This window comes from Phenylobacterium sp., assembly GCF_037189685.1.
In the GTDB taxonomy this organism is placed as follows: domain Bacteria; phylum Pseudomonadota; class Alphaproteobacteria; order Caulobacterales; family Caulobacteraceae; genus Phenylobacterium.
This window is the reverse complement of the sequence record NZ_JBBCIT010000007.1, coordinates 229,297-246,953: the sequence shown is the minus strand read 5'-3', so window position 1 is coordinate 246,953 and position 17,657 is coordinate 229,297. Positions and strand designations below refer to the sequence as shown.

The window sequence follows — 17,657 nt, the reverse complement described above, 5'->3', positions numbered from 1 at the left end:
GTCAGTCCGCGAACGCCGCCCGGAACCGGTCCGCCGCCGCCAGCGCCGGCTTCGGGCCCAGGACCGCGACGGCGGCCTTTCGCGGGGCCAGGATGCGGGCCGTCAGCGCGGCGATCTGGCCCGGCGTGACCGCGTCCACTTCGGCGGCCACGGCTACGGGGTCCAGGGTGCGGCCGAACAGCAGCACCTGGCCGGCCGCCTGCTCGGCGCGCGCCAGCGCCGACTCGCGCCCCATGAACATCGCGCCCTTGAGCTGGGCCTTGGCGCGCGCCAGCTCGGCCTCGCCCACCGGCGCGGTCAGCGCCTGGATCTCGCCCGCCGTCACCTGCGCCAGCTCGGCCGCGTCGGTGGCGTCGCAGCCGGCGAAGACGCCCAGGACGCCGGTGTCGGCATAGGTCTCGGAATAGGCGTCGATGGCGTAGGCCAGCCCCCGCTTCTCGCGCGCCTCCTGGAACAGGCGCGAGGCCATGCCCCCGCCCAGCATCTCGGCCAGGAGGCGCAGGGCGAAATAGTCCGGATCGCGCACGCCCACGGCCGGCAGCAGCAGGACCACATTGGCCTGCTCCAGCCGCTTGGCCTTGGTGCGCAAGCCGCCCCGGAATTCGGCCGGCGCCGCCTCGGGGAGGGCCGAGCCCACGCCGGCGCCGAAGTCGCGCTCGGCCAGCGCCAGGAGGGCGTCCTCGTCCACCGCGCCGGCGGCGCTGACCACCAGGGTCTCGGGGCCATAGAGGGCCGCACGCCAGGCGTGCAGCGCCTCGGGCGTGGCGCGCCCGATCGAGCTCGGCGTGCCCAGGATGGGGCGGCCCAGCGGCTGGCCTTCGAAGGCGGCGGCCTGCGCCAGCTCGAACACCAGGTCGTCGGGCGTGTCGGCGGCCTCGGCGATCTCCTGGCCCACCACCTGCTTCTCTCGCGCCAGGTCGCCGTCGTCCATCGCCGGCCGCTGGAGCAGGTCGGCGATCACCGCCGAACCCAGGTCCAGCCCGTCCTTCAGGGCGCGCACCTGGAAGCTGGTGCGCTCGTAGCCCGTGGCGGCGTTGATGTGGCCGCCCTCGGCCTCGATGACCTCGACGATGTCCTTCGCCGAACGGCCGCCGGCGCCCTTGAAGACCATGTGCTCGAGAAGGTGCGACCAGCCCGAGCGGCGCTCGTCCTCGAAGCGCGCGCCGCGGCCCGCCACCACCGACAGCGCCACCGTCTGCCAGCCCGGCAGCGGGTCGCAGACCACCCGCACCCCGTTGCCCAGGGTGTGGACGCGCGGCGTCATGGCCTCAGCGCTCCGCAAAGGCCCGGACATAGGCCTTCACCGCCTGGGCCTCGCCCGCGATGCGTTCGAAGCGTTCGGGCCGGTGCGCCAGGCTCGCGGTCCCGCGCGGCAGGGCCGGCGTCACGCCGCTGGCCCTGGCCACGTCCTCCGGGAACTTGGCGGGATGGGCCGTGGACAGGATCACCGTCGGCCCGTCCAGCTCCACGTGGCGCAGGGCCGCCACCGCGACGGCGGTGTGCGGGTCGATCAGTTCGCCGGTCTCGTTGAGGGTGGCGAGGATGGTGCGCGCGGTCTCGTCCTCGCCGATCGCCACGCCGGTGAAGACCGCCTGCATGGCCGAGAGCGCCGCGGGCGGGATGTCGAGCGCGCCGGCCTGGGCGAAGGCCTCGAACGCCCGCGCGGTCTCGGTCGCCTCGCGCCGGACGCCCTCGAAATAGAGCCGTTCGAAGTTGGAGGCCGACTGGATGTCCATCGCGGGCGACAGGGTGGCGTGGACGGGGCCGCGGGCGTAGCGACCGGTGGAGAACGCCTTGGCCAGGATGTCGTTCGAATTGGTCGCCACGACGATCCGCTTCACCGGCAGGCCCATGCGCAGCGCCACATAGCCCGCGAAGGCGTCGCCGAAGTTGCCCGACGGGACCACGAAGTTCACCGCCCGGTCCGGCGCGCCCAGCGCCACGGCCGTGGTGAAGTAGTAGACCGCCTGGGCCACGATGCGGGCGAAATTGATCGAGTTCACCGCCGCCAGGTCCACCGCCTGGCGCAGGCTCTTGTCCTGGAAGGCGTCCTTCAGGATCGCCTGGCAGTCGTCGAACGTCCCGGCCACCGAAAGGCAGGCCACGTTGTCCTCGCTCGCCGTGGTCATGAACCGGCGCTGGACCTCGCTGATCCGGCCTTCCGGGAACATGGCCACGATGCGCACGGACTTGGCGCCGCGGAAGGCCTCGACGGCGGCGCCCCCGGTGTCGCCCGAGGTGGCGCAGAGGATGGTCTGGCGCCGGTTCTGCTGCGCCAGGAAGTGGTCGTACAGCCGGGCCAGCATCTGCATGGCCACGTCCTTGAACGCCAGGCTCGGGCCGTGGAACAACTCGGCGACGAAGGCCTGCGGGCCGATCTGGACCATCGGGACCACGGCCCGGTGGCTGAAGGACGCATAGGCCTCGTCGCACATCCGCGCGAGGTCGGCCTCGGTGACCTCGCCCTCGGCGAACTTGCCCAGCACCGCGGCGGCCACGCGGGCATAAGGCTGTCCCGCGAACGCGGCGATCTCGTCGCGGGCGAACGTCGGCCAGGTCTCGGGCACATAGAGCCCGCCGTCGGGGGCGAGCCCCCCCAGCACCGCGTCGGTGAAACCGACCGCCGGCGCCTGGCCGCGGGTGGAGATGTAGCGCATTCAGGTCTTCCGGCGTCTTGCGAGCATGGCGGCATAGACGCCGAGCAATGCGGCGGCAAGGCCGTACCAGGTCAGCGCATACTCCAGGTGCCGGTTGGGGATGTCGGCCGGGATGGGGGCCGGGTCCAGGGCCGGCCAGCCGGGATTCGTCGAGGTTTCGGCCATCAGCACCAGCGGCGCGGGCGCGGCGGCGCCCAGGGTCAGGGCCATGGCCGGGACATCGCGCGTGAACCACCGCTCGGGCGTGTTGGGCGGCGAGAACGTGTTGCCGGGTTCGGGCCTCCGCAGGACGCCGGTCACCGTCAGGGGTTCGATGTCGGCCCTCACGGGCGGCCGGGCCGATATGGTGTCGACGACGAAGCCGCGGTCGACCAGGATGCTGCGATAGGGGCCGGCCTCGATCGCGCAGGCCGAGATCAGGCGTGCGCCGGCCTGCCCTTCGCGCACGGCGTACAGTTCCAGGAAGGGCGCCGAGCCCAGGCCGGGGCACTCGACGGTCACCCGGGTGAAGTCGGCTTCGGCCATGCCGTCTCCGCCGGCGCGCCCGGCATCGGCCAAGGCGGCCAGCACGGGACCTGCGGGCCGGGCCGGCGCGTCGCGCAACGCCTCGATCCGGGCCAAGAGGTCGCGCTTCCAGCCGAGGCGCTGCATCTGCCACGTGCCCAGCATCACCAGGATGGCGAACGCGATGGCCGTCGCCACGGTCAGGCCGACAGGAAATCGGGCCCCGGATCTCGTCGTCATCGGGGCTTGGCCGTCATCGGGGGTCAGTCGTCGTTTCGCGCTTCGGCGGCCCGGTTCATGAACTGGGCCGCCAGCATGGCGCCCTTCAGGGGACGCATGAGGCCCAGCGACAGGATCAGCGTCGCCGGCAGCCAGAGAATCAGGTGGACCCAGATCGGCGGGTGGATCGTGAACTCGGTGAAGACCGCCGCGAACGCCACCGCGAAGCCCGCGATCAGGATCACGAACACCGCGGGGCCGTCGCCGGAATCGGCCTTGGAGAAGTCGGCGCCGCACGCCTCGCAGGCCGGCGCCACCTTGAGGAAGCCCTCGAACAGGAAACCCTCTCCGCAGTTGGGGCAGCGACCGGCCACACCCGACAGAAGCGGATTGGACTTCACCTCACGCGCCTCAGTGCGCCGGTCCGCCGAAGATCACGTAGACGAACGCGAACAGGAACAGCCACACCACGTCGACGAAGTGCCAGTACCAGGCGGCGGCCTCGAAGCCGAAGTGCTGCTTCTGGGTCATGCCCGTGCCCATCAGGCGGATCAGGCAGACGATCAGGAAGAGCGTGCCGACCAGGACGTGGAAGCCGGTGGCCATGATGAAGGACGAGCCGTAGAGGCCCGAATTGCCCGCGGCCTCGCCGCCGAAGAAGTAGTTGTGGCTGAAGATGTGATGGTACTCGTAGGCCTGGACGGCGGTGAACAGCACGCCCAGCACGATGGTCAGCACCAGGCCGATCTTGGTGCTCTTGCGGTCGCCCTGCTGAAGCGCGTGGTGGGCCCAGGTCACCGTGGTGCCCGAAAGCAGCAGGATCAGGGTGTTCACCAGCGGAAGCTGGAAGGCCGGCACGGTCTCGACACCCTGCGGCGGCCAGGTGGCCCAGGCGGCGCGCACCTCCTCGATGGAGCTGGCCGTCCGCACCTCGTGGAACAGGGCCATCTCGAAGAAGACCCAGAACCAGGCCACGAAGAACATCACCTCCGAGGCGATGAACAGGATCATGCCGTAGCGCAGGCCGATGGAGACGACGGGCGTGTGGTCCCCCCGGTTGGCTTCCTTCACGACGTCGGCCCACCAGCCCAGCATCGTGAACAGCACGCCCGCGAGGCCGGCGAAGAAGAGCCAGGACGTGCCCTCGGGCAGGCCGAACAGCCCCTTCATCCAGGCCACGCCGCCCAGCGCCATCACCGTGGCGGCGATGGAGCCCACCAGCGGCCACGGGCTGGGGTCCACCAGGTGGTAGTCGTGCTTCACGCCAGCGGCCATCGCGGTCTCAACCCCTCGACAAATCCCCCTGCGCGGATCGGGACCCGGCGCAGTCAACTTTGCGGGACGCTATAGCCGCCCCGCCGACGGTTCGCCAAGGGGGAATGCCCCTCGGTCGCTCGGAGCGCGCGCCGGGAAACTCCCGGGACGCGCTCCGGAAGGCTCAGCCCTTCGGATGCGGGCGCTCGGCCTCTTCCGGCGCGGCCTCGGTCGAGCGGAAGAAGGTGTAGCTCAGCGTCACTTCGGACTTGCCCCGCGTGTTCACGTCCTGGGCGAACTCCGGATCGATGTAATAGAGCACGGGCATGTCCACCGTGACGCCGGGCTGCAGCGTCTGGTCCTCGAAGCAGAAGCACTGGAGCTTCTGGAAGTACCGTCCGGCCTGAGACGGCACGACGTTGAAGACCGCCCGCCCCGTGACCGGCTTGTCGGAATTGTTGGTCACCTTGAAGAAGGCGATCTTGGTCTCGCCGACCTTCAGGTCCTGGCTGGTCTGCTCGGCGGTGAAGCGCCACGGCAGGTCGCCCCGGACATTGGCGTCGAACCGCACGGTCAGGTTCCGATCCAGCACCTGGCTGCTCGCGGCGTCGGCCCGGCGGGGCGTGCCGTCGAAGCCCGTGAGCTGGCAGAAGGCGCGATAGGCCGGCACCGAGCCGAAGGCCGCGCCGATCATGCCGAAGAACGTCAGCGCGCAGATCGTCGCGACGCGGACGTTGCGCCGGCGCTCGGCGTCCGCCTTCGGCGTAGCGGGTTCAGAACCTGTCTGCGACATTTGCGCCCAACCTCACGATGGTGACCACGTAGACGATGACCGCGAAGGCCACGAGGCCCACCGCGATCGCGATATTGCGTCCGCGACGCGCCCGGGCCGCGGCGTCGTCCTCGCGCTTGGGGTCGCTCATGCGAAAAGCTCCAGCGGGGCGACGCCCATGAGATGCTCGGCCAGCAGCGTCGCGAACAGCAGGGCCAGGTAGAGGATCGAGAACGCGAACAGGTTGCGGGCGTCGCGCGCGCCAGCCCGCACGTCGTACAAGCCGTCGTTCCGGCGCGGGTCGGCGGCGTCGCCGGCCCGGCTGCGGAACAGCCGCCACGCCAGCAGCAGGAAGACCAGGCCGCCCAGGGCCGAGACGCCCAGGTAGGCCGGGCCGCCCAGGCCCGTGAACGACGGCGCGATACAGACCGGCACGAGGAGGAGGCTATAGGCCAGGATCTGCGCGCGGGTGGACGAGGCGCCCTTCACCACCGGCATCATGGGCACTCCGGCCTTGGCGTAGTCTTCCGACGTGTAGAGCGACAGCGCCCAGAAGTGCGGCGGCGTCCACATGAAGATGATCGCGCACAGCAGCCAGGCGTTCAGCGGCGCATCGCCGCTGGCCGCGGCCCAGCCGATGACCGGGGGCAGGGCGCCCGCCAGGCCGCCGATGACGATGTTCTGCGCCGTCCAGCGCTTGAGCCACATGGTGTAGACGACGGCGTAGAACACGATCGTGAAGGCCAGCAGGCCGGCGGCCAGCCAGTTCAGCGCCATCCCCATCAGCATGACCGAGAACAGCGACAGCACCACGCCCAGCGCCAGGGCGTCGGATCCCTGCACCTTGCCGGCCGGCACGGGGCGGCTGCGGGTGCGCCGCATCTTCGCGTCGATGTCGGCGTCGTACCACATGTTGAGCGCGCCCGACGCGCCCGCGCCCACCGCGATGCACAGGATGGCCACCGCGCCCAGGATCGGATGGATCGCCACGGGCGCGCAGACCAGGCCGGTCAGCGCGGTGAACACCACCAGCGACATCACGCGCGGCTTCAGGAGCTGGAGGAAGTCCTGCCAGCGCGCCGCGTCCCGGGGTGTCTCAGTCGTGGCCATGGCCATCGATCTTACTCTCAGAATGTCGCAGGGGCGCGCCCCGTTTCCGGAACGCGCCCCCCGATATGGTTCCAGTGTCGGCCCTCAGTGGACGTCGGGCTTCACCACCGGCAGCTCGTTGAACTGGTGGAACGGCGGCGGCGAGGACAACGTCCACTCCAGCGTCGTGGCGCCTTCGCCCCACGGGTTGGCTTCCGCCTTGCGCCGGCGGACGGCCGACTCGATCAGCACCACCATGAAGACCGCCACACCGGCCACCGTGACCGCATAGCCGATCGACGAGACGTGGTTCCAGTAGGCGAAGCCGTCGGGGAAATCCACGTAGCGGCGCGGCATGCCCTGGAGGCCCAGGAAATGCTGCGGGAAGAAGATCAGGTTCACGCCGACGAAGGTGATCCAGAAATGCACCGCGCCGAGGAACTCGTTGTACTTCACGCCCCAGATCTTCTCGTACCAGTAATAGAAGCCGGCGAAGATCGCGAACACCGCGCCCAGCGACAGGACGTAGTGGAAGTGGGCCACCACGTAGTAGGTGTCGTGCAGGCTGTAGTCGATGCCGGCGTTGGCCAGGACCACGCCCGTCACGCCGCCGACGGTGAACAGGAAGATGAAGCCGATCGCCCATAGCATGGGCGTCTTGAACGTGATGGAGCCGCCCCACATGGTGGCGATCCACGAGAACACCTTCACGCCCGTCGGCACCGCGATGACCATCGTGGCCGCCACGAAGTAGGCGCGCAGCTCGATGGGCATGCCCACTGTGTACATGTGGTGGGCCCACACGACGAAGCCGATGAAGCCGATGGCGACCATGGCGTAGGCCATGGCGAGATAGCCGAACACGGGCTTGCGCGAGAACGTCGAGACGATGTGCGAGATGATCCCGAAGCCGGGCAGGATCAGGATGTACACTTCCGGGTGGCCGAAGAACCAGAACAGGTGCTGGTACATGACCGGGTCGCCGCCGCCCGCGGCGTCGAAGAAGTGCGTGTTGAAGTTGCGGTCCGTCAGCAGCATCGTGATCGCGCCGGCCAGCACGGGCAGCGAGAGCAGCAGCAGGAAGACGGTCACCAGCACCGACCAGACGAACAGCGGCATCCGGTGCAGGGTCATGCCCGGCGCGCGCATGTTGAAGATGGTGGTGATGAAGTTGATCGAGCCCAGGATCGAGCTGGCCCCGGCCAGGTGGAGCGACAGGATCGCGAGGTCCATGGCCGGACCCGTATGCCCCGACGTCGAGAGCGGCGGATAGGCCGTCCAACCGCCGCCGAAGCCCTTGCCCGGCCCGCCGTCGACGAACAGCGAGCAGCAGAGCAGCACCCACGCGGCGACCAGCAGCCAGAACGAGATGTTGTTCATCCGCGGGAAGGCCATGTCGGGCGCGCCGATCATCAGCGGCACGAACCAGTTCCCGAACCCGCCGATCATGGCCGGCATGACCATGAAGAAGATCATGATCAGGGCGTGGGCCGTCACGACCACGTTGTAGCCGTGCTTGCTGGGCTCGATGAGGCTGACCCCGGCGATCTTGATCTGCGCCAGCCACGAGCCCTCGGTGAACACCTGGATGCCCGGTTCGGCCAGTTCCCAGCGGATCAGGCCCGACAGGGCGCCGCCTACGATCCCCGCCATGATGGCGAAGATCAGGTACAGGGTGCCGATGTCCTTGTGGTTCGTGGACAGGAACCAGCGGGTGAAGAAGCCGGGCGTGTGCCCGTGATCGTCATGCCCGTGGTCGTGGTCGTGTGCGGCGGCTTGAGCCATCTTACGCAGGTCCTACCGGTTAGTTCGCGGCCGGCGCCGGGGGCGCGGTCGGGGTGGCGGCCGGAGCCTGGGGCTCGGGCGTGGCGGGAGACGGAACGGCCGGGGCGGCTTCGGTGGCCGCGGCAGGCGTGGCCGCCGTCTCGGCGGCCTGAGCCACGGCGGCCTGGGCCTCGGCGGCCGCGGCGGCGCCCGCCGGGTTGCCGCCCTTCTTGGTGACCCAGGCGTCGAAGTCGGCCTGGCTGACTACGCGCACTTCGATCGGCATGAAGGCGTGGTCCACGCCGCACAGCTCGCGGCAGTTGCCGTAGTAGACGCCGATGCGCTCGGCCTTGAACCAGATCTCGTTCAGCCGGCCCGGGATGGCGTCCGTGATGATGCCGAACGACGGCACCGCGAAGGCGTGGATCACGTCGGCGGCGGTCACCTGGACGCGCACCACCTTGTTCACCGGCACCACCAGCGGCTCGGTCGCGGCCAGGCGGTACGGACGCTTCTCGGCCTTGGCCTGCTCTTCCGGCAGGTTGTTGGAGATGAACTCGCCGATCTCCTGATCCGGATACTCATAGCCCCAGTACCACTGGTAGCCCGTGGCCTTCACGGTCAGATCCGGCTTCGGCATGTCGTTGTAGGCGAACAGCAGCCGGAACGAGAAGATCGCGACGAACACCAGGATCAGGACCGGGATCAGCGTCCAGGCCACCTCGAGCGCGGTGTTGTGGCTGAACTTCGCGGGAACCGGGTTGGCCTTACGGTTGAACTTCACCACCACGATGATCAGCAGCGCCAGCACGAACAGCGTGATGAGCGTGATGAGCGGCAGCAGGATCACGTTGTGGAAGAAGATCGCGTCGTGCCGCAGTTGGGTCACGCCTGGTTGCAGGTCGATCGCCCCGTCGGTCGGCTCGCCCATCTTGTCCACGGCCCAGGCCGTAGCGCCCCAGAACGCCGCCGTCGCGCCCGCGAGGGCTCCGGCCGCCCGCGTCCGCCATGCGTGAAAGCTCGACTTCATGTCCCCTCGGTCAGCTTGGCCGGCGGCGCCCCCAGGACAGGCGGAACACCTCCGACGACTTCGGAACGGGACGTGCGGACGCGACGTGCGCGACGCCCGACCGGCCCCTTCGGGGGGGTCCATACGCGCATCGCCGGGGCTTGCCAAGGCGTCCGCGGCCCTTGTCGCACCTGCGGAGGCGGTCTGTGGCGTCCGCGTGTGGAACGGACACGGTTCCGCACCCCTCGCGGGCTATTCTGGACGCCTCCGTTCCCCGGAACCGCACTGGAATCGGCCCGATGCACCTCAGTCCCGACGAAGAACGCGCCATCCGCCGCGAGTTCGAGCGCCTGACCAACATGACCCAGGGCGAGTTGCAGGCTTGGCTGGAGACCCCCGAGAGCCGCAAGGTCGGCATGGTGCGGAAGGGCGAGCCCGAATCCGTGGGCCGCCAGTCCGGGAGGCGGATCCTGGCGATCCGGGACACACCGGCCGCCGACCTGACCGACGCCGACTACCGCCACATGAGGAAGGTCATCGGCTACTGCCGCCGCCACCTAGCCCAGCGCCCCTACGCCTGGAAGACGGGCGGCGACGTCACCCACACCCGCTGGCGCTGGAGCCTGATGAACTGGGGCCACGACCCGCTGAAGCGCTGAGGCCTGTCCGACCGCGACACGCGCCCAGCCGCGCAATGGGTGACGCCCTGCCCGCCACTCACTATCTTCTCCTCATGAACGCGCCCGTCTCCGCCCCTTCCCTCCTCGACGCCGCCGGCGTCGACACCGCCCGCGCCCAGGCCATTCTCGGCGACGCCCTCGCGGGCGCCGACGACGGCGAACTGTTCGTCGAGAAGTCCGAGAGCGAGTCGTTCCTGTTCGACGACGGGCGGCTGAAATCGGCCTCGTACGATTCGACAGAGGGCTTTGGACTGCGCGTGGTGGCCGGCGAGACGGCGGGCTACGCCCACGCCTCGGAGGTCTCCGAAGCCGCCATCCGCCGCGCCGCCGATTCGGCCCGGCTGGCCAAGCGCGGCTATGCGGGAACGGCCGCCGAGGCGCCGCGCGCGACCAATGCGAAGCTCTATGGCGAGGATGACCCGCTCGCCTCGCCGGCCTTCGCCGACAAGGTCGCGCTGCTTCAGGAGATCGACGCCTGGGCCCGCGCCCGCGACCCGCGGGTGGTCCAGGTGATGGCCTCCATCGCCGGCGAACGGCGCATGGTGGAGATCCTGCGCGCCGACGGGCGGCTGATCCGAGACGTTCGCCCCCTCAGCCGCATCAACGTACAGATCACCGTCGAGCGCGACGGCCGACGCGAGTCCGGCTACACGGGGGCCGGGGGCCGCGCCGGCTTCGAGGCCTGGATCGGCCCCGACAAGTGGCAGGCCCAGGTGGACGAGGCGCTGCGCCAGGCGCTCACCAACCTGGACGCCGTCCCCTGCCCGGCCGGCGAGATGGACGTGGTGCTCGGCCCCGGCTGGAACGGCGTGCTGCTCCACGAGGCCGTCGGCCACGGCCTGGAGGGCGACTTCAACCGCAAAGGCACCTCGGCCTTCTCGGGCCGGATCGGCGAGCGGGTGGCCGCGCCGGGCGTCACCGTGTTCGACGACGGGACCATCCCCGGCCGCCGCGGCTCGCTGACCGTCGACGACGAGGGCACGCCCACCGAACGCACCGTCCTGATCGAGGACGGCGTCCTGGTGGGCTACATGCACGACCGGATGAGCGCCCGGCTGATGGGGCTGGCCCCCACCGGCAACGCCCGCCGCCAGTCCTACGCCCACATGCCCATGCCGCGGATGACCAACACCGCCATGCTGGGCGGTGATCACACGCGCGCGGAGATGATCGCATCGACGAAGAAGGGTCTCTACTGCGCCAACTTCGGCGGCGGCCAGGTGGACATCACCAGCGGCAAGTTCGTCTTCCAGTGCACCGAGGCCTACCTGATCGAGGACGGCCGGCTGACCACGCCGGTCAAGGGGGCCACGCTGATCGGCGACGGCCCCTCGGCGCTGACCCGCGTGACCATGATCGGCGACGACTTCGACTTCGACCCCGGCATCGGCGTCTGCGGCAAGTCGGGCCAGAGCGTGCCTGTGGGCGTGGGCCAGCCGTCGCTCAAGATAACCGGCCTCACCGTCGGCGGCACGGCGGTCTGATCCCCGGCCCCGACTATCCCCGGGGTCGGGCCTATCCCAGGATCACGTGCGGCACGAAGCGGCTGAGGTTCTTCGTCACCCGGCTGCGGTCCTCGCGGATACCGACGCCGGCCGGCTCGTCGCCGACGATCCAGGCGCCGATCACGGGGTAATTGCGGTCGAAGGGCGTGATCGCGTGCAGCGCCTGGCGGACGTGGCCCTCGGCGCCGTAGCCCTGGTCCAGCACCCGCGCGCGGCGGCCGCCCTGGACCAGCTCGATGTTGGCCCCTTCACGGCTGAACAACGGCTTGCGCACATAGGAACGCCCCAGTTCGGCGATCCCGGGATCGTCCTCGAAGAAGGCCGGAAGCAGGTTGGGATGGCCCGCGTGGCGCTCCCACAGCAGCGGCAGGAGGCCCTTGTTCGACAGGACGGCCTTCCACGGCGGCTCGAGGAACCGGGTCCGCGACCCGGCGATGTTGGCCGCATAGGGCTCGCGGAACATCTCCTCCCAGGGATAGAGCTTGAAGGTCGCCTGGATGATGAAGCGGTCCGGGTCCACGAAGCGGCCGTCGGCGTCCAGGCCGATCCCGCCGATGGGGACGAACTTGGGCTCCAGCCCCGCCTGGGCGGCGATGTCCTCCAGGTAGCGGACGGTCTGGCGGTCCTCGACCGAGTCCGGGTCGGCGGCGAAATGCACGAAGCCGCCGCCGGGGAAGATGGCCCGGAACCGCTGCTCCAGCTTCTCGTGCAGGCTGTTGAACTGGTCCGCGTCGGGCGACAGCGCGCCCAGGGCGATCATGTCCTCCAGCCAGATCCACTGGAACGTGCCGGTCTCGTAGATGCTGGTGGGCGTGTCGGCGTTGTATTCGAACAGCTTCGCCGGCCCCGCGCCGTCGTAGGCGAAGTCGAAGCGGCCGTAGAGCGACGGGTCGCGTCGCAGCCAGCTGTCGGCCACGTCGTCGCGCGAGCCTTCGGGGATCGCCAGCCGCGCCATCAGCGCCTCGCTGCGGACCACCTCGTCCACCAGCGCCAGGCACATCTGGTGCAGCTCGCGCGCCGGCGCTTCGAGGTCGCGCTCCACCTCTTCCAGCGTGAAGGCGTAGTACGCCCGCTCGTCCCAGTAGCGGGCGCCGTCGAGGTGGCGCCAGGTGAACCCCAGCGCGTCGGCGCGGGCGTCCCAGCCGGGGCGCTCAGGTGTGCGGATGCGTTTCATGAAACCGCGGCTCCAAACCCACCCTCCGTCATCCCGCGGCTCGTTCGCGGGACCCATTGCGCTCTGTCGGCGCCGCATGGAGCGCAGCGGCGGCGCTGCTGATCCTCACGCTTTCATGTGTTCACGGGTCCCGCGGACGGGCCGCGGGATGACGTTCGTGGGGGCAGGATCACCCCTTCTCCCCTCGCTCGACCGGAGCCGGCTGGGCCTCGATCCGCAGGTGAGGCGCCTCGATCTGCAGCGGCTCGTCCTTCGGCGCCTTGAGCCGCGCCAGCACGTCGCTGGCCGAGGCGTGGCCGGGCAGGATGCCGGCGGCCTTCAGCTTGGCGTCGAGGTCGGCGCCGGTGCGGCGGTCCTCCAGCTCGGCGGCGACCTTGAACCGCTCGTCCTGGATCGCCTGGCGCTCCTTGATGCGCTTCAGGCTGTCGGCGGCCGAGCCCAGGGCCGCCTGGGCGCCGGCGCCGCGCGAGGCCACGGCCGCCTGGGCCCGCTGGACGCTGTCGTTCACCTTCACCACGTCGATCTCGCGGCGCAGGGTCTCCACCTTCTGCTGGGTCTGGGCGATCGTCTCGTGCATCCGCGCCTCGGCGGCGCGCATCTCGGCGAGCTGCGGCGTCTTCAGCCCCACCTCGGTCTCCAGCTCCGAGATCCTCTGGGCCACTTCCAGGGCCAGGGCCTCGTCGCCCTTGTCGAGCGCGGCGCGGGCCGAGCCCTCGTAGCGTGTGGCCTGGTCGGCCAGGTTCTGGAGTTCCTTCTCCAGCATGCGGCGCTTGGCCACCAGGGTGGCCAGGTCGTCGCGCGCCCGGCCCAGGGCGGCGTCCGCGTCGCGGATCTCCTGGTCCAGGATGCGCAGCGCATTGGCGTCGACCACCGCGGCGCCGGCCTCGTGCGCCGTGCCGCGGAAGAGCGTGATGAGCTTGGCGAAGATCGACATGGAGGTCTCCTCAGGCCGCGGAGGCGAAGGTGTCGCGCAGTTCGTCGGCCGCCTGGATGGCGTTCTCCGCCAGCGTGCGCAGCTCGATCACCACGGTCTGGAGCGTGGTCTTGCACGACAGCTCGCCGAAGATCTCATAATAGTCGCGGCCGGCCACGGTCGTGATGCCGAAGTTCGACAGCGGCACCAGCTTCTGAGCCTTCAGCAGGAAGACGTTGAAGGCGGCCTGGTCCTTCTGCTCGTCCACGGGCCAGAGCAGGGCCGAGACCACGATCTGCTCGGTCCCGGCCGAGATGAACACGGGCAGGTCGCCGAACTCGTGCATGGTGACCTGGAGCACCGGCTCGGCGCCCTCCATCACCCGGGCGGTCAGCTCGCCCTCGCGCAACAGCCGGGTGGCGTCCAGCGCCTCGGCCAGGCTCTTCACCGACCAGTCGGTGTCGATGACATGATCCATCTGCTTGGGTTCCTGCGGAGGGTCGGGGTTTCTCGACAGCGCCGGTCCGCGGCTCGACGCCGTGATGATCGCGCGCGCGGCGGCCTGGACGTCGGCCTTGGCGCCGGGCGGAACCCACAGCTCCAGCTTCACGAGGCCCAGGCGCTGGCGTTCCTTGCGCCAGAGCCGGGTGCGCTCCGCGGGACTGAGGCCCGCCGCCTTGTCGCTCGACCGTGCCATGCGTTCGCGGTATGCATACGCGTATGTTTGACATGACGCAAGGCGGGTCTATGCTCGTGTCCAGGGAGGACCCATGACGTGATCTTCCGGAAGCTGTTCGGCGGCGCGCGCGAGGCGGAGGCCGGCGCCGCGATCGCGGTGGTGCGCAACGTCACCATCGGCCGCTCGGTGCGTCTCGACCCGCTGGCCTGGCGCCGGCTGGGCCCGGAGGCGCGGTTCCGGCTGGATCACGACGTGCTGACGGTCACCGCCCAGGGCCGGATCGACCTGGGCGCCGACGGCTTCGTGCATCGCTTCTACACCGACGATCATCTGATGCTTCAGGTGGTGAGCCCGGACGCCGACGGCAGGGGCGCCCAGGATTTCACCCTCTTCCTGCCGTGGTCCAGCGCCTGGCCACCCGACGCGCGGGCCCGGCGTGTTTGGGCCGACCGCCTGCGCGCCCCCGCCTTCGAGGACGAGGGACTGCCGGCCTTCCGCCGCTACTGGTTCGGCGACGCCGACGCCATCCAGGAGCCGGTGAGCTTCTGGGAAGACGTGTACGACGACCGCTCGGGCCGCCATGCGCGGCGCATCTACCAGACCTGCATGCTCTTCGCCCGCGATCTGCCGGGCGAGGGCCGCGAGCTGCTGCTGGCCATCGCCATGGAGCCCGAGGGCGGCGACCTGACCCACGAGGTCATGGTGGGCATTCCGCTGGATATCGGAGAGTTCGAGGCATGATGTTCGACCCCTACGCCTTCGGTTCGGGCGCGCTGAACTTCGCCCTGGCCTTCCTGGCCGCCGGCGGCTTCGCCCTGATCTTCAAGGCGCTCTACCGCTGGATCACGCCGCACGACGAAGGCGCCCTGATCCGGGCCGGCAACAGCGCCGCGGCCGTGGCCCTGGGCGGCGCGCTGCTGGGCTATGTGATCCCGCTGGCCTCGGCGCTCACCCATACGTCCAGCCTGCCCGAGTTCGTGGCCTGGGCGGTCCTTGCGGGCGCGATCCAGATCGCCACGTTCTGGCTCGTGCGCCGCATCGCCCTGCCGGATGTGTCCGAGCGGATCGAGCGCGGCGAGATGTCGACGGCCCTCTACCTGCTGTCGATCTCCCTCGTGGTCGGCGTGCTGAACGCCGCCTGCATGACGGCCTGAACGCGGAGGCCCGGCCATGAAGCGCTCGCGTACGCTCACCCTCACCGGCCTGATGGCCGCCGGCGGCGTCTCGCTCACCGCCTGCGGCGACAACGCCGCGCCCACGGTGCGGATCGAGAACCCCGGCGCCTCGGTCGACGCCTACGCCTACCAGACTCTCCAGGAGTGCAAGGACCGCGACGAGGTGCCCGACGCGGCCTGCGAGGCCGCCGAGAAGGCCGCCCTCGCCGACCAGGAGGCGGCGCCGCGCTACGCCGCCCAGGCGAGTTGCGAGGAGGTCTACGGCGCCGGCCAGTGCGCGCCGCGCAGCGAGGCCAACGGCGGCGGGTCGTTCTGGGGTCCGCTGGTCGCCGGCTTCGTCGTCGGCCGGATGCTGGACGGCGGCTGGGGCGGGCGCGGCCTCTACCGCGACTGGCGCGACGGCGGCTTCTACACGGGCTCGGGCGGCCGGGTCTGGACCGACTACACCACCGGCCGCACCCGCATCGGGACCCGGGGCTTCGACCCGCCCGACGCCTACCAGCCGCCCGCCAAGGTCCAGAGCCGCGCCGGCGTCATCTCCCGCGGCGGCTTCGGCGGCAACATGAGCAGCCGCAGCTATTCGGGCAGCCGCTGGGGCGGGTGAGGGTAGCCACCCCACCGCTTTCGCTGTAATCCCCGCCGCCAACGCGAGGGGGATTCCGCCAGCCATGTCAGAGCTCTACGACGTCGCCGCGATCGGCAACGCCATCGTCGACGTGATCGCGCCCTGCACCGACGACTTCCTCGCGCAGAACGGCCTGACCAAGGGCGCCATGATGCTGGTCGATCCCGACCAGAGCGCCTCGCTGTATTCCCGCATGGCCCAGGCGGTGGAGGCCTCGGGCGGCTCGGCGGCTAACACCATCGCGGGCCTGGCCAGCTTCGGCGGCCGAGGCGCCTTCATGGGCAAGGTGGCCGACGACCAGCTCGGCCGCGTGTTCGCCCACGACATGCGCGCCATCGGCGCCCGGTTCGAGAACGCGCCGCTGGCGGGCGGCCCGGCGACGGCCGTCTCGATGATCAACGTCACCCCCGACGGCCAGCGCACCATGTGCACCTATCTCGGCGCCTCGGTAGAGTTCACCGACGACGACGTGGACCAGGCCGTCGTCGAGGCCTCGAGGATCGTCTACCTGGAAGGCTACCTGTTCGACGCCGAGGCCGCGCGCCGCGCCTTCGCGAAGGCCGCGGCCCTGGCCCACGGCTCGGGCCGGATGATCGCGCTGACGCTCTCGGACAGCTTCGTCGTCGAACGCCACCGCGCCGCCCTGCTGGGCTTCATCAAGGGCCAGGTCGACCTGCTGTTCGCCAACGAGGCCGAGCTGAAGGCGCTGTTCGAGACCGAGCGCTTCGACGACGCGCTGCACCAGCTCCGCCCGCACGTGAAGATCGCCGCCGTCACCCGCAGCGAGAAGGGCTCGGTCGTCATCGACCACGGCCAGCGCCTGACGATCGATCCCGTGCCCGTGGAAAAAGTCGTGGACACCACCGGCGCAGGCGACCAATACGCGGCCGGATTCATGTTCGGCCTGTCGCGCAACCGGCCCCTGCACCAGTGCGGCAAGCTGGCGTCGCTGGCGGCGGCCGAGGTGATCTCGCACTACGGGCCGCGTCCGGCCGTGTCGCTGGCCGAGCTGGCTGCGTCGAAAGGATACTGAAGCGATGAGCCGCAAGGCCGAAGTCGTCCGCAACACCAAGGAGACCCAGATCCGCGTCGCCGTGGACCTGGACGGGACCGGCGTGGCCAGGGTGTCCACCGGGATCGGCTTCTTCGACCACATGCTGGACAGCTTCGCCCGCCACGGGGGCATCGACATCGAGGTCGAGACCAAGGGCGACCTGCACATCGACATGCACCACACGGTGGAGGACACCGGGATTGTGCTGGGCCAGGCCATCCACAAGGCGCTGGACGGGTTCAAGGGCATCCGCCGCTTCGGCCACGCCTACATCCCGATGGACGAGACCCTGGCGCGCTGCGCCATCGACCTCTCCAACCGGCCCTACCTGATCTGGAAGGTCGAGTTCCGCACGCCCAAGGTCGGCGACATGGACACCGAGCTGTTCAAGGAATTCCACCACGCGTTCGCCATGAACTGCGGCGCCTGCGTGCACCTGGAGACGCTCTACGGTGCGAACTCGCACCATATCGCCGAGAGCGGGTTCAAGGCGCTCGCCCGCGCCCTGCGCCAGGCCGTCGAGATCGACCCCAAGACCCACGGCCATGCCCCCTCCACCAAGGGCGTCCTCTAGGATCATCGCG

20 protein-coding genes are annotated in these 17,657 nt (G+C 70.1%); 7 read left to right on the top strand and 13 right to left on the bottom strand.

Features of this window, described 5'->3' with window-relative positions:
* Position 1: 1 nt before the first annotated feature.
* The 10 genes from WG212_RS04770 to coxB form a co-directional block, all read right to left on the bottom strand.
* Entirely contained in the window at positions 2-1,264 is a 1,263-nt protein-coding gene (locus WG212_RS04770; RefSeq protein ID WP_337185919.1) for a pitrilysin family protein, read from the bottom strand.
* Between the two features lie 4 nt (positions 1,265-1,268).
* On the bottom strand, positions 1,269-2,657 hold the full coding sequence (thrC, locus tag WG212_RS04765; RefSeq protein ID WP_337185918.1) for a threonine synthase: 1,389 nt from the start codon (positions 2,655-2,657) through the stop codon (positions 1,269-1,271).
* Entirely contained in the window at positions 2,658-3,401 is a 744-nt protein-coding gene (locus WG212_RS04760) for an SURF1 family cytochrome oxidase biogenesis protein (RefSeq protein WP_337185917.1), read from the bottom strand. It abuts the gene before it with no gap.
* Positions 3,402-3,424: 23 nt separating this feature from the next.
* The gene (locus tag WG212_RS04755) at positions 3,425-3,781 is read right to left on the bottom strand and encodes a DUF983 domain-containing protein (RefSeq protein ID WP_337185916.1); all 357 of its coding nucleotides are present in this window, start codon (positions 3,779-3,781) and stop codon (positions 3,425-3,427) included.
* A 10-nt stretch (positions 3,782-3,791) separates the two neighbouring features.
* A complete protein-coding gene (locus WG212_RS04750; protein WP_337185915.1) occupies positions 3,792-4,655 on the bottom strand; it encodes a cytochrome c oxidase subunit 3 in 864 nt (287 codons plus the stop codon).
* Between the two features lie 163 nt (positions 4,656-4,818).
* Positions 4,819-5,427: a cytochrome c oxidase assembly protein gene (locus tag WG212_RS04745; RefSeq protein WP_337185914.1), complete on the bottom strand. Its 609-nt coding sequence runs from the start codon at positions 5,425-5,427 to the stop codon at positions 4,819-4,821.
* Positions 5,408-5,557: a hypothetical protein gene (locus tag WG212_RS04740; protein WP_337185913.1), complete on the bottom strand. Its 150-nt coding sequence runs from the start codon at positions 5,555-5,557 to the stop codon at positions 5,408-5,410. Before WG212_RS04740 ends, WG212_RS04745 begins: the two co-directional genes overlap by 20 nt.
* Positions 5,554-6,522, bottom strand: a complete 969-nt coding sequence (gene cyoE, locus WG212_RS04735) for a heme o synthase (protein WP_337185912.1) — start codon at positions 6,520-6,522, stop codon at positions 5,554-5,556. Before cyoE ends, WG212_RS04740 begins: the two co-directional genes overlap by 4 nt.
* A 78-nt stretch (positions 6,523-6,600) precedes the next feature.
* Entirely contained in the window at positions 6,601-8,280 is a 1,680-nt protein-coding gene (gene ctaD / locus WG212_RS04730) for a cytochrome c oxidase subunit I (RefSeq protein WP_337185911.1), read from the bottom strand.
* 19 nt (positions 8,281-8,299) lie between these two features.
* The gene (gene coxB, locus WG212_RS04725) at positions 8,300-9,289 is read right to left on the bottom strand and encodes a cytochrome c oxidase subunit II (RefSeq protein WP_337185910.1); all 990 of its coding nucleotides are present in this window, start codon (positions 9,287-9,289) and stop codon (positions 8,300-8,302) included.
* Between the two features lie 278 nt (positions 9,290-9,567).
* Here coxB and WG212_RS04720 point away from each other — a divergent pair, with 278 nt between their 5' ends.
* Both WG212_RS04720 and tldD read left to right on the top strand, forming a co-directional pair.
* On the top strand, positions 9,568-9,927 hold the full coding sequence (locus WG212_RS04720; RefSeq protein WP_337185909.1) for a DUF3140 domain-containing protein: 360 nt from the start codon (positions 9,568-9,570) through the stop codon (positions 9,925-9,927).
* 74 nt (positions 9,928-10,001) lie between these two features.
* On the top strand, positions 10,002-11,432 hold the full coding sequence (tldD, locus tag WG212_RS04715) for a metalloprotease TldD (protein ID WP_337185908.1): 1,431 nt from the start codon (positions 10,002-10,004) through the stop codon (positions 11,430-11,432).
* Between the two features lie 31 nt (positions 11,433-11,463).
* Here tldD and WG212_RS04710 read toward each other — a convergent pair whose 3' ends face one another.
* From WG212_RS04710 to WG212_RS04700, 3 genes are all read right to left on the bottom strand, one after another.
* Positions 11,464-12,627, bottom strand: coding sequence for a glutathionylspermidine synthase family protein (locus WG212_RS04710; RefSeq protein ID WP_337185907.1), 1,164 nt, complete (start codon positions 12,625-12,627; stop codon positions 11,464-11,466).
* A gap of 169 nt (positions 12,628-12,796) precedes the next feature.
* The gene (locus tag WG212_RS04705; RefSeq protein WP_337185906.1) at positions 12,797-13,561 is read right to left on the bottom strand and encodes a PspA/IM30 family protein; all 765 of its coding nucleotides are present in this window, start codon (positions 13,559-13,561) and stop codon (positions 12,797-12,799) included.
* 10 nt (positions 13,562-13,571) lie between these two features.
* Complete coding sequence (locus tag WG212_RS04700) at positions 13,572-14,237, bottom strand: DUF2170 family protein (RefSeq protein WP_337185905.1); 666 nt, start codon at positions 14,235-14,237, stop codon at positions 13,572-13,574.
* 78 nt (positions 14,238-14,315) lie between these two features.
* On the opposite strand from WG212_RS04700, the gene WG212_RS04695 reads away from it, so the two are divergent.
* The 5 genes from WG212_RS04695 (at position 14,316) to hisB (ending at position 17,647) form a co-directional block, all read left to right on the top strand.
* Entirely contained in the window at positions 14,316-14,960 is a 645-nt protein-coding gene (locus WG212_RS04695; RefSeq protein ID WP_337185904.1) for a DUF2491 family protein, read from the top strand.
* Complete coding sequence (locus WG212_RS04690; protein WP_337186062.1) at positions 14,960-15,373, top strand: DUF350 domain-containing protein; 414 nt, start codon at positions 14,960-14,962, stop codon at positions 15,371-15,373. Before WG212_RS04695 ends, WG212_RS04690 begins: the two co-directional genes overlap by 1 nt.
* 16 nt (positions 15,374-15,389) lie before the next feature.
* Positions 15,390-15,998, top strand: a complete 609-nt coding sequence (locus tag WG212_RS04685; RefSeq protein ID WP_337185903.1) for a DUF1190 domain-containing protein — start codon at positions 15,390-15,392, stop codon at positions 15,996-15,998.
* 64 nt (positions 15,999-16,062) lie between these two features.
* Positions 16,063-17,052 (top strand): adenosine kinase, encoded by a 990-nt coding sequence (locus WG212_RS04680; protein WP_337185902.1) that lies wholly within the window; start codon positions 16,063-16,065, stop codon positions 17,050-17,052.
* A gap of 4 nt (positions 17,053-17,056) precedes the next feature.
* Complete coding sequence (gene hisB / locus WG212_RS04675; protein ID WP_337185901.1) at positions 17,057-17,647, top strand: imidazoleglycerol-phosphate dehydratase HisB; 591 nt, start codon at positions 17,057-17,059, stop codon at positions 17,645-17,647.
* Positions 17,648-17,657: the final 10 nt, after the last annotated feature.

What these genes read in the sequence shown, in the direction of transcription:
- WG212_RS04770 (WP_337185919.1), bottom strand. Translation starts at nt 1,264, where the DNA reads ATGACGCCGCGCGTCCACACCCTGGGCAACGGGGTGCGGGTGGTCTGC.
- thrC (WP_337185918.1), bottom strand. Translation starts at nt 2,657, where the DNA reads ATGCGCTACATCTCCACCCGCGGCCAGGCGCCGGCGGTCGGTTTCACC.
- WG212_RS04760 (WP_337185917.1), bottom strand. Translation starts at nt 3,401, where the DNA reads ATGACGACGAGATCCGGGGCCCGATTTCCTGTCGGCCTGACCGTGGCG.
- WG212_RS04750 (WP_337185915.1), bottom strand. Translation starts at nt 4,655, where the DNA reads ATGGCCGCTGGCGTGAAGCACGACTACCACCTGGTGGACCCCAGCCCG.
- WG212_RS04745 (WP_337185914.1), bottom strand. Translation starts at nt 5,427, where the DNA reads ATGTCGCAGACAGGTTCTGAACCCGCTACGCCGAAGGCGGACGCCGAG.
- WG212_RS04740 (WP_337185913.1), bottom strand. Translation starts at nt 5,557, where the DNA reads ATGAGCGACCCCAAGCGCGAGGACGACGCCGCGGCCCGGGCGCGTCGC.
- cyoE (WP_337185912.1), bottom strand. Translation starts at nt 6,522, where the DNA reads ATGGCCATGGCCACGACTGAGACACCCCGGGACGCGGCGCGCTGGCAG.
- ctaD (WP_337185911.1), bottom strand. Translation starts at nt 8,280, where the DNA reads ATGGCTCAAGCCGCCGCACACGACCACGACCACGGGCATGACGATCAC.
- coxB (WP_337185910.1), bottom strand. Translation starts at nt 9,289, where the DNA reads ATGAAGTCGAGCTTTCACGCATGGCGGACGCGGGCGGCCGGAGCCCTC.
- WG212_RS04720 (WP_337185909.1), top strand. Translation starts at nt 9,568, where the DNA reads ATGCACCTCAGTCCCGACGAAGAACGCGCCATCCGCCGCGAGTTCGAG.
- tldD (WP_337185908.1), top strand. Translation starts at nt 10,002, where the DNA reads ATGAACGCGCCCGTCTCCGCCCCTTCCCTCCTCGACGCCGCCGGCGTC.
- WG212_RS04710 (WP_337185907.1), bottom strand. Translation starts at nt 12,627, where the DNA reads ATGAAACGCATCCGCACACCTGAGCGCCCCGGCTGGGACGCCCGCGCC.
- WG212_RS04705 (WP_337185906.1), bottom strand. Translation starts at nt 13,561, where the DNA reads ATGTCGATCTTCGCCAAGCTCATCACGCTCTTCCGCGGCACGGCGCAC.
- WG212_RS04700 (WP_337185905.1), bottom strand. Translation starts at nt 14,237, where the DNA reads ATGGCACGGTCGAGCGACAAGGCGGCGGGCCTCAGTCCCGCGGAGCGC.
- WG212_RS04690 (WP_337186062.1), top strand. Translation starts at nt 14,960, where the DNA reads ATGTTCGACCCCTACGCCTTCGGTTCGGGCGCGCTGAACTTCGCCCTG.
- WG212_RS04685 (WP_337185903.1), top strand. Translation starts at nt 15,390, where the DNA reads ATGAAGCGCTCGCGTACGCTCACCCTCACCGGCCTGATGGCCGCCGGC.
- WG212_RS04680 (WP_337185902.1), top strand. Translation starts at nt 16,063, where the DNA reads ATGTCAGAGCTCTACGACGTCGCCGCGATCGGCAACGCCATCGTCGAC.
- hisB (WP_337185901.1), top strand. Translation starts at nt 17,057, where the DNA reads ATGAGCCGCAAGGCCGAAGTCGTCCGCAACACCAAGGAGACCCAGATC.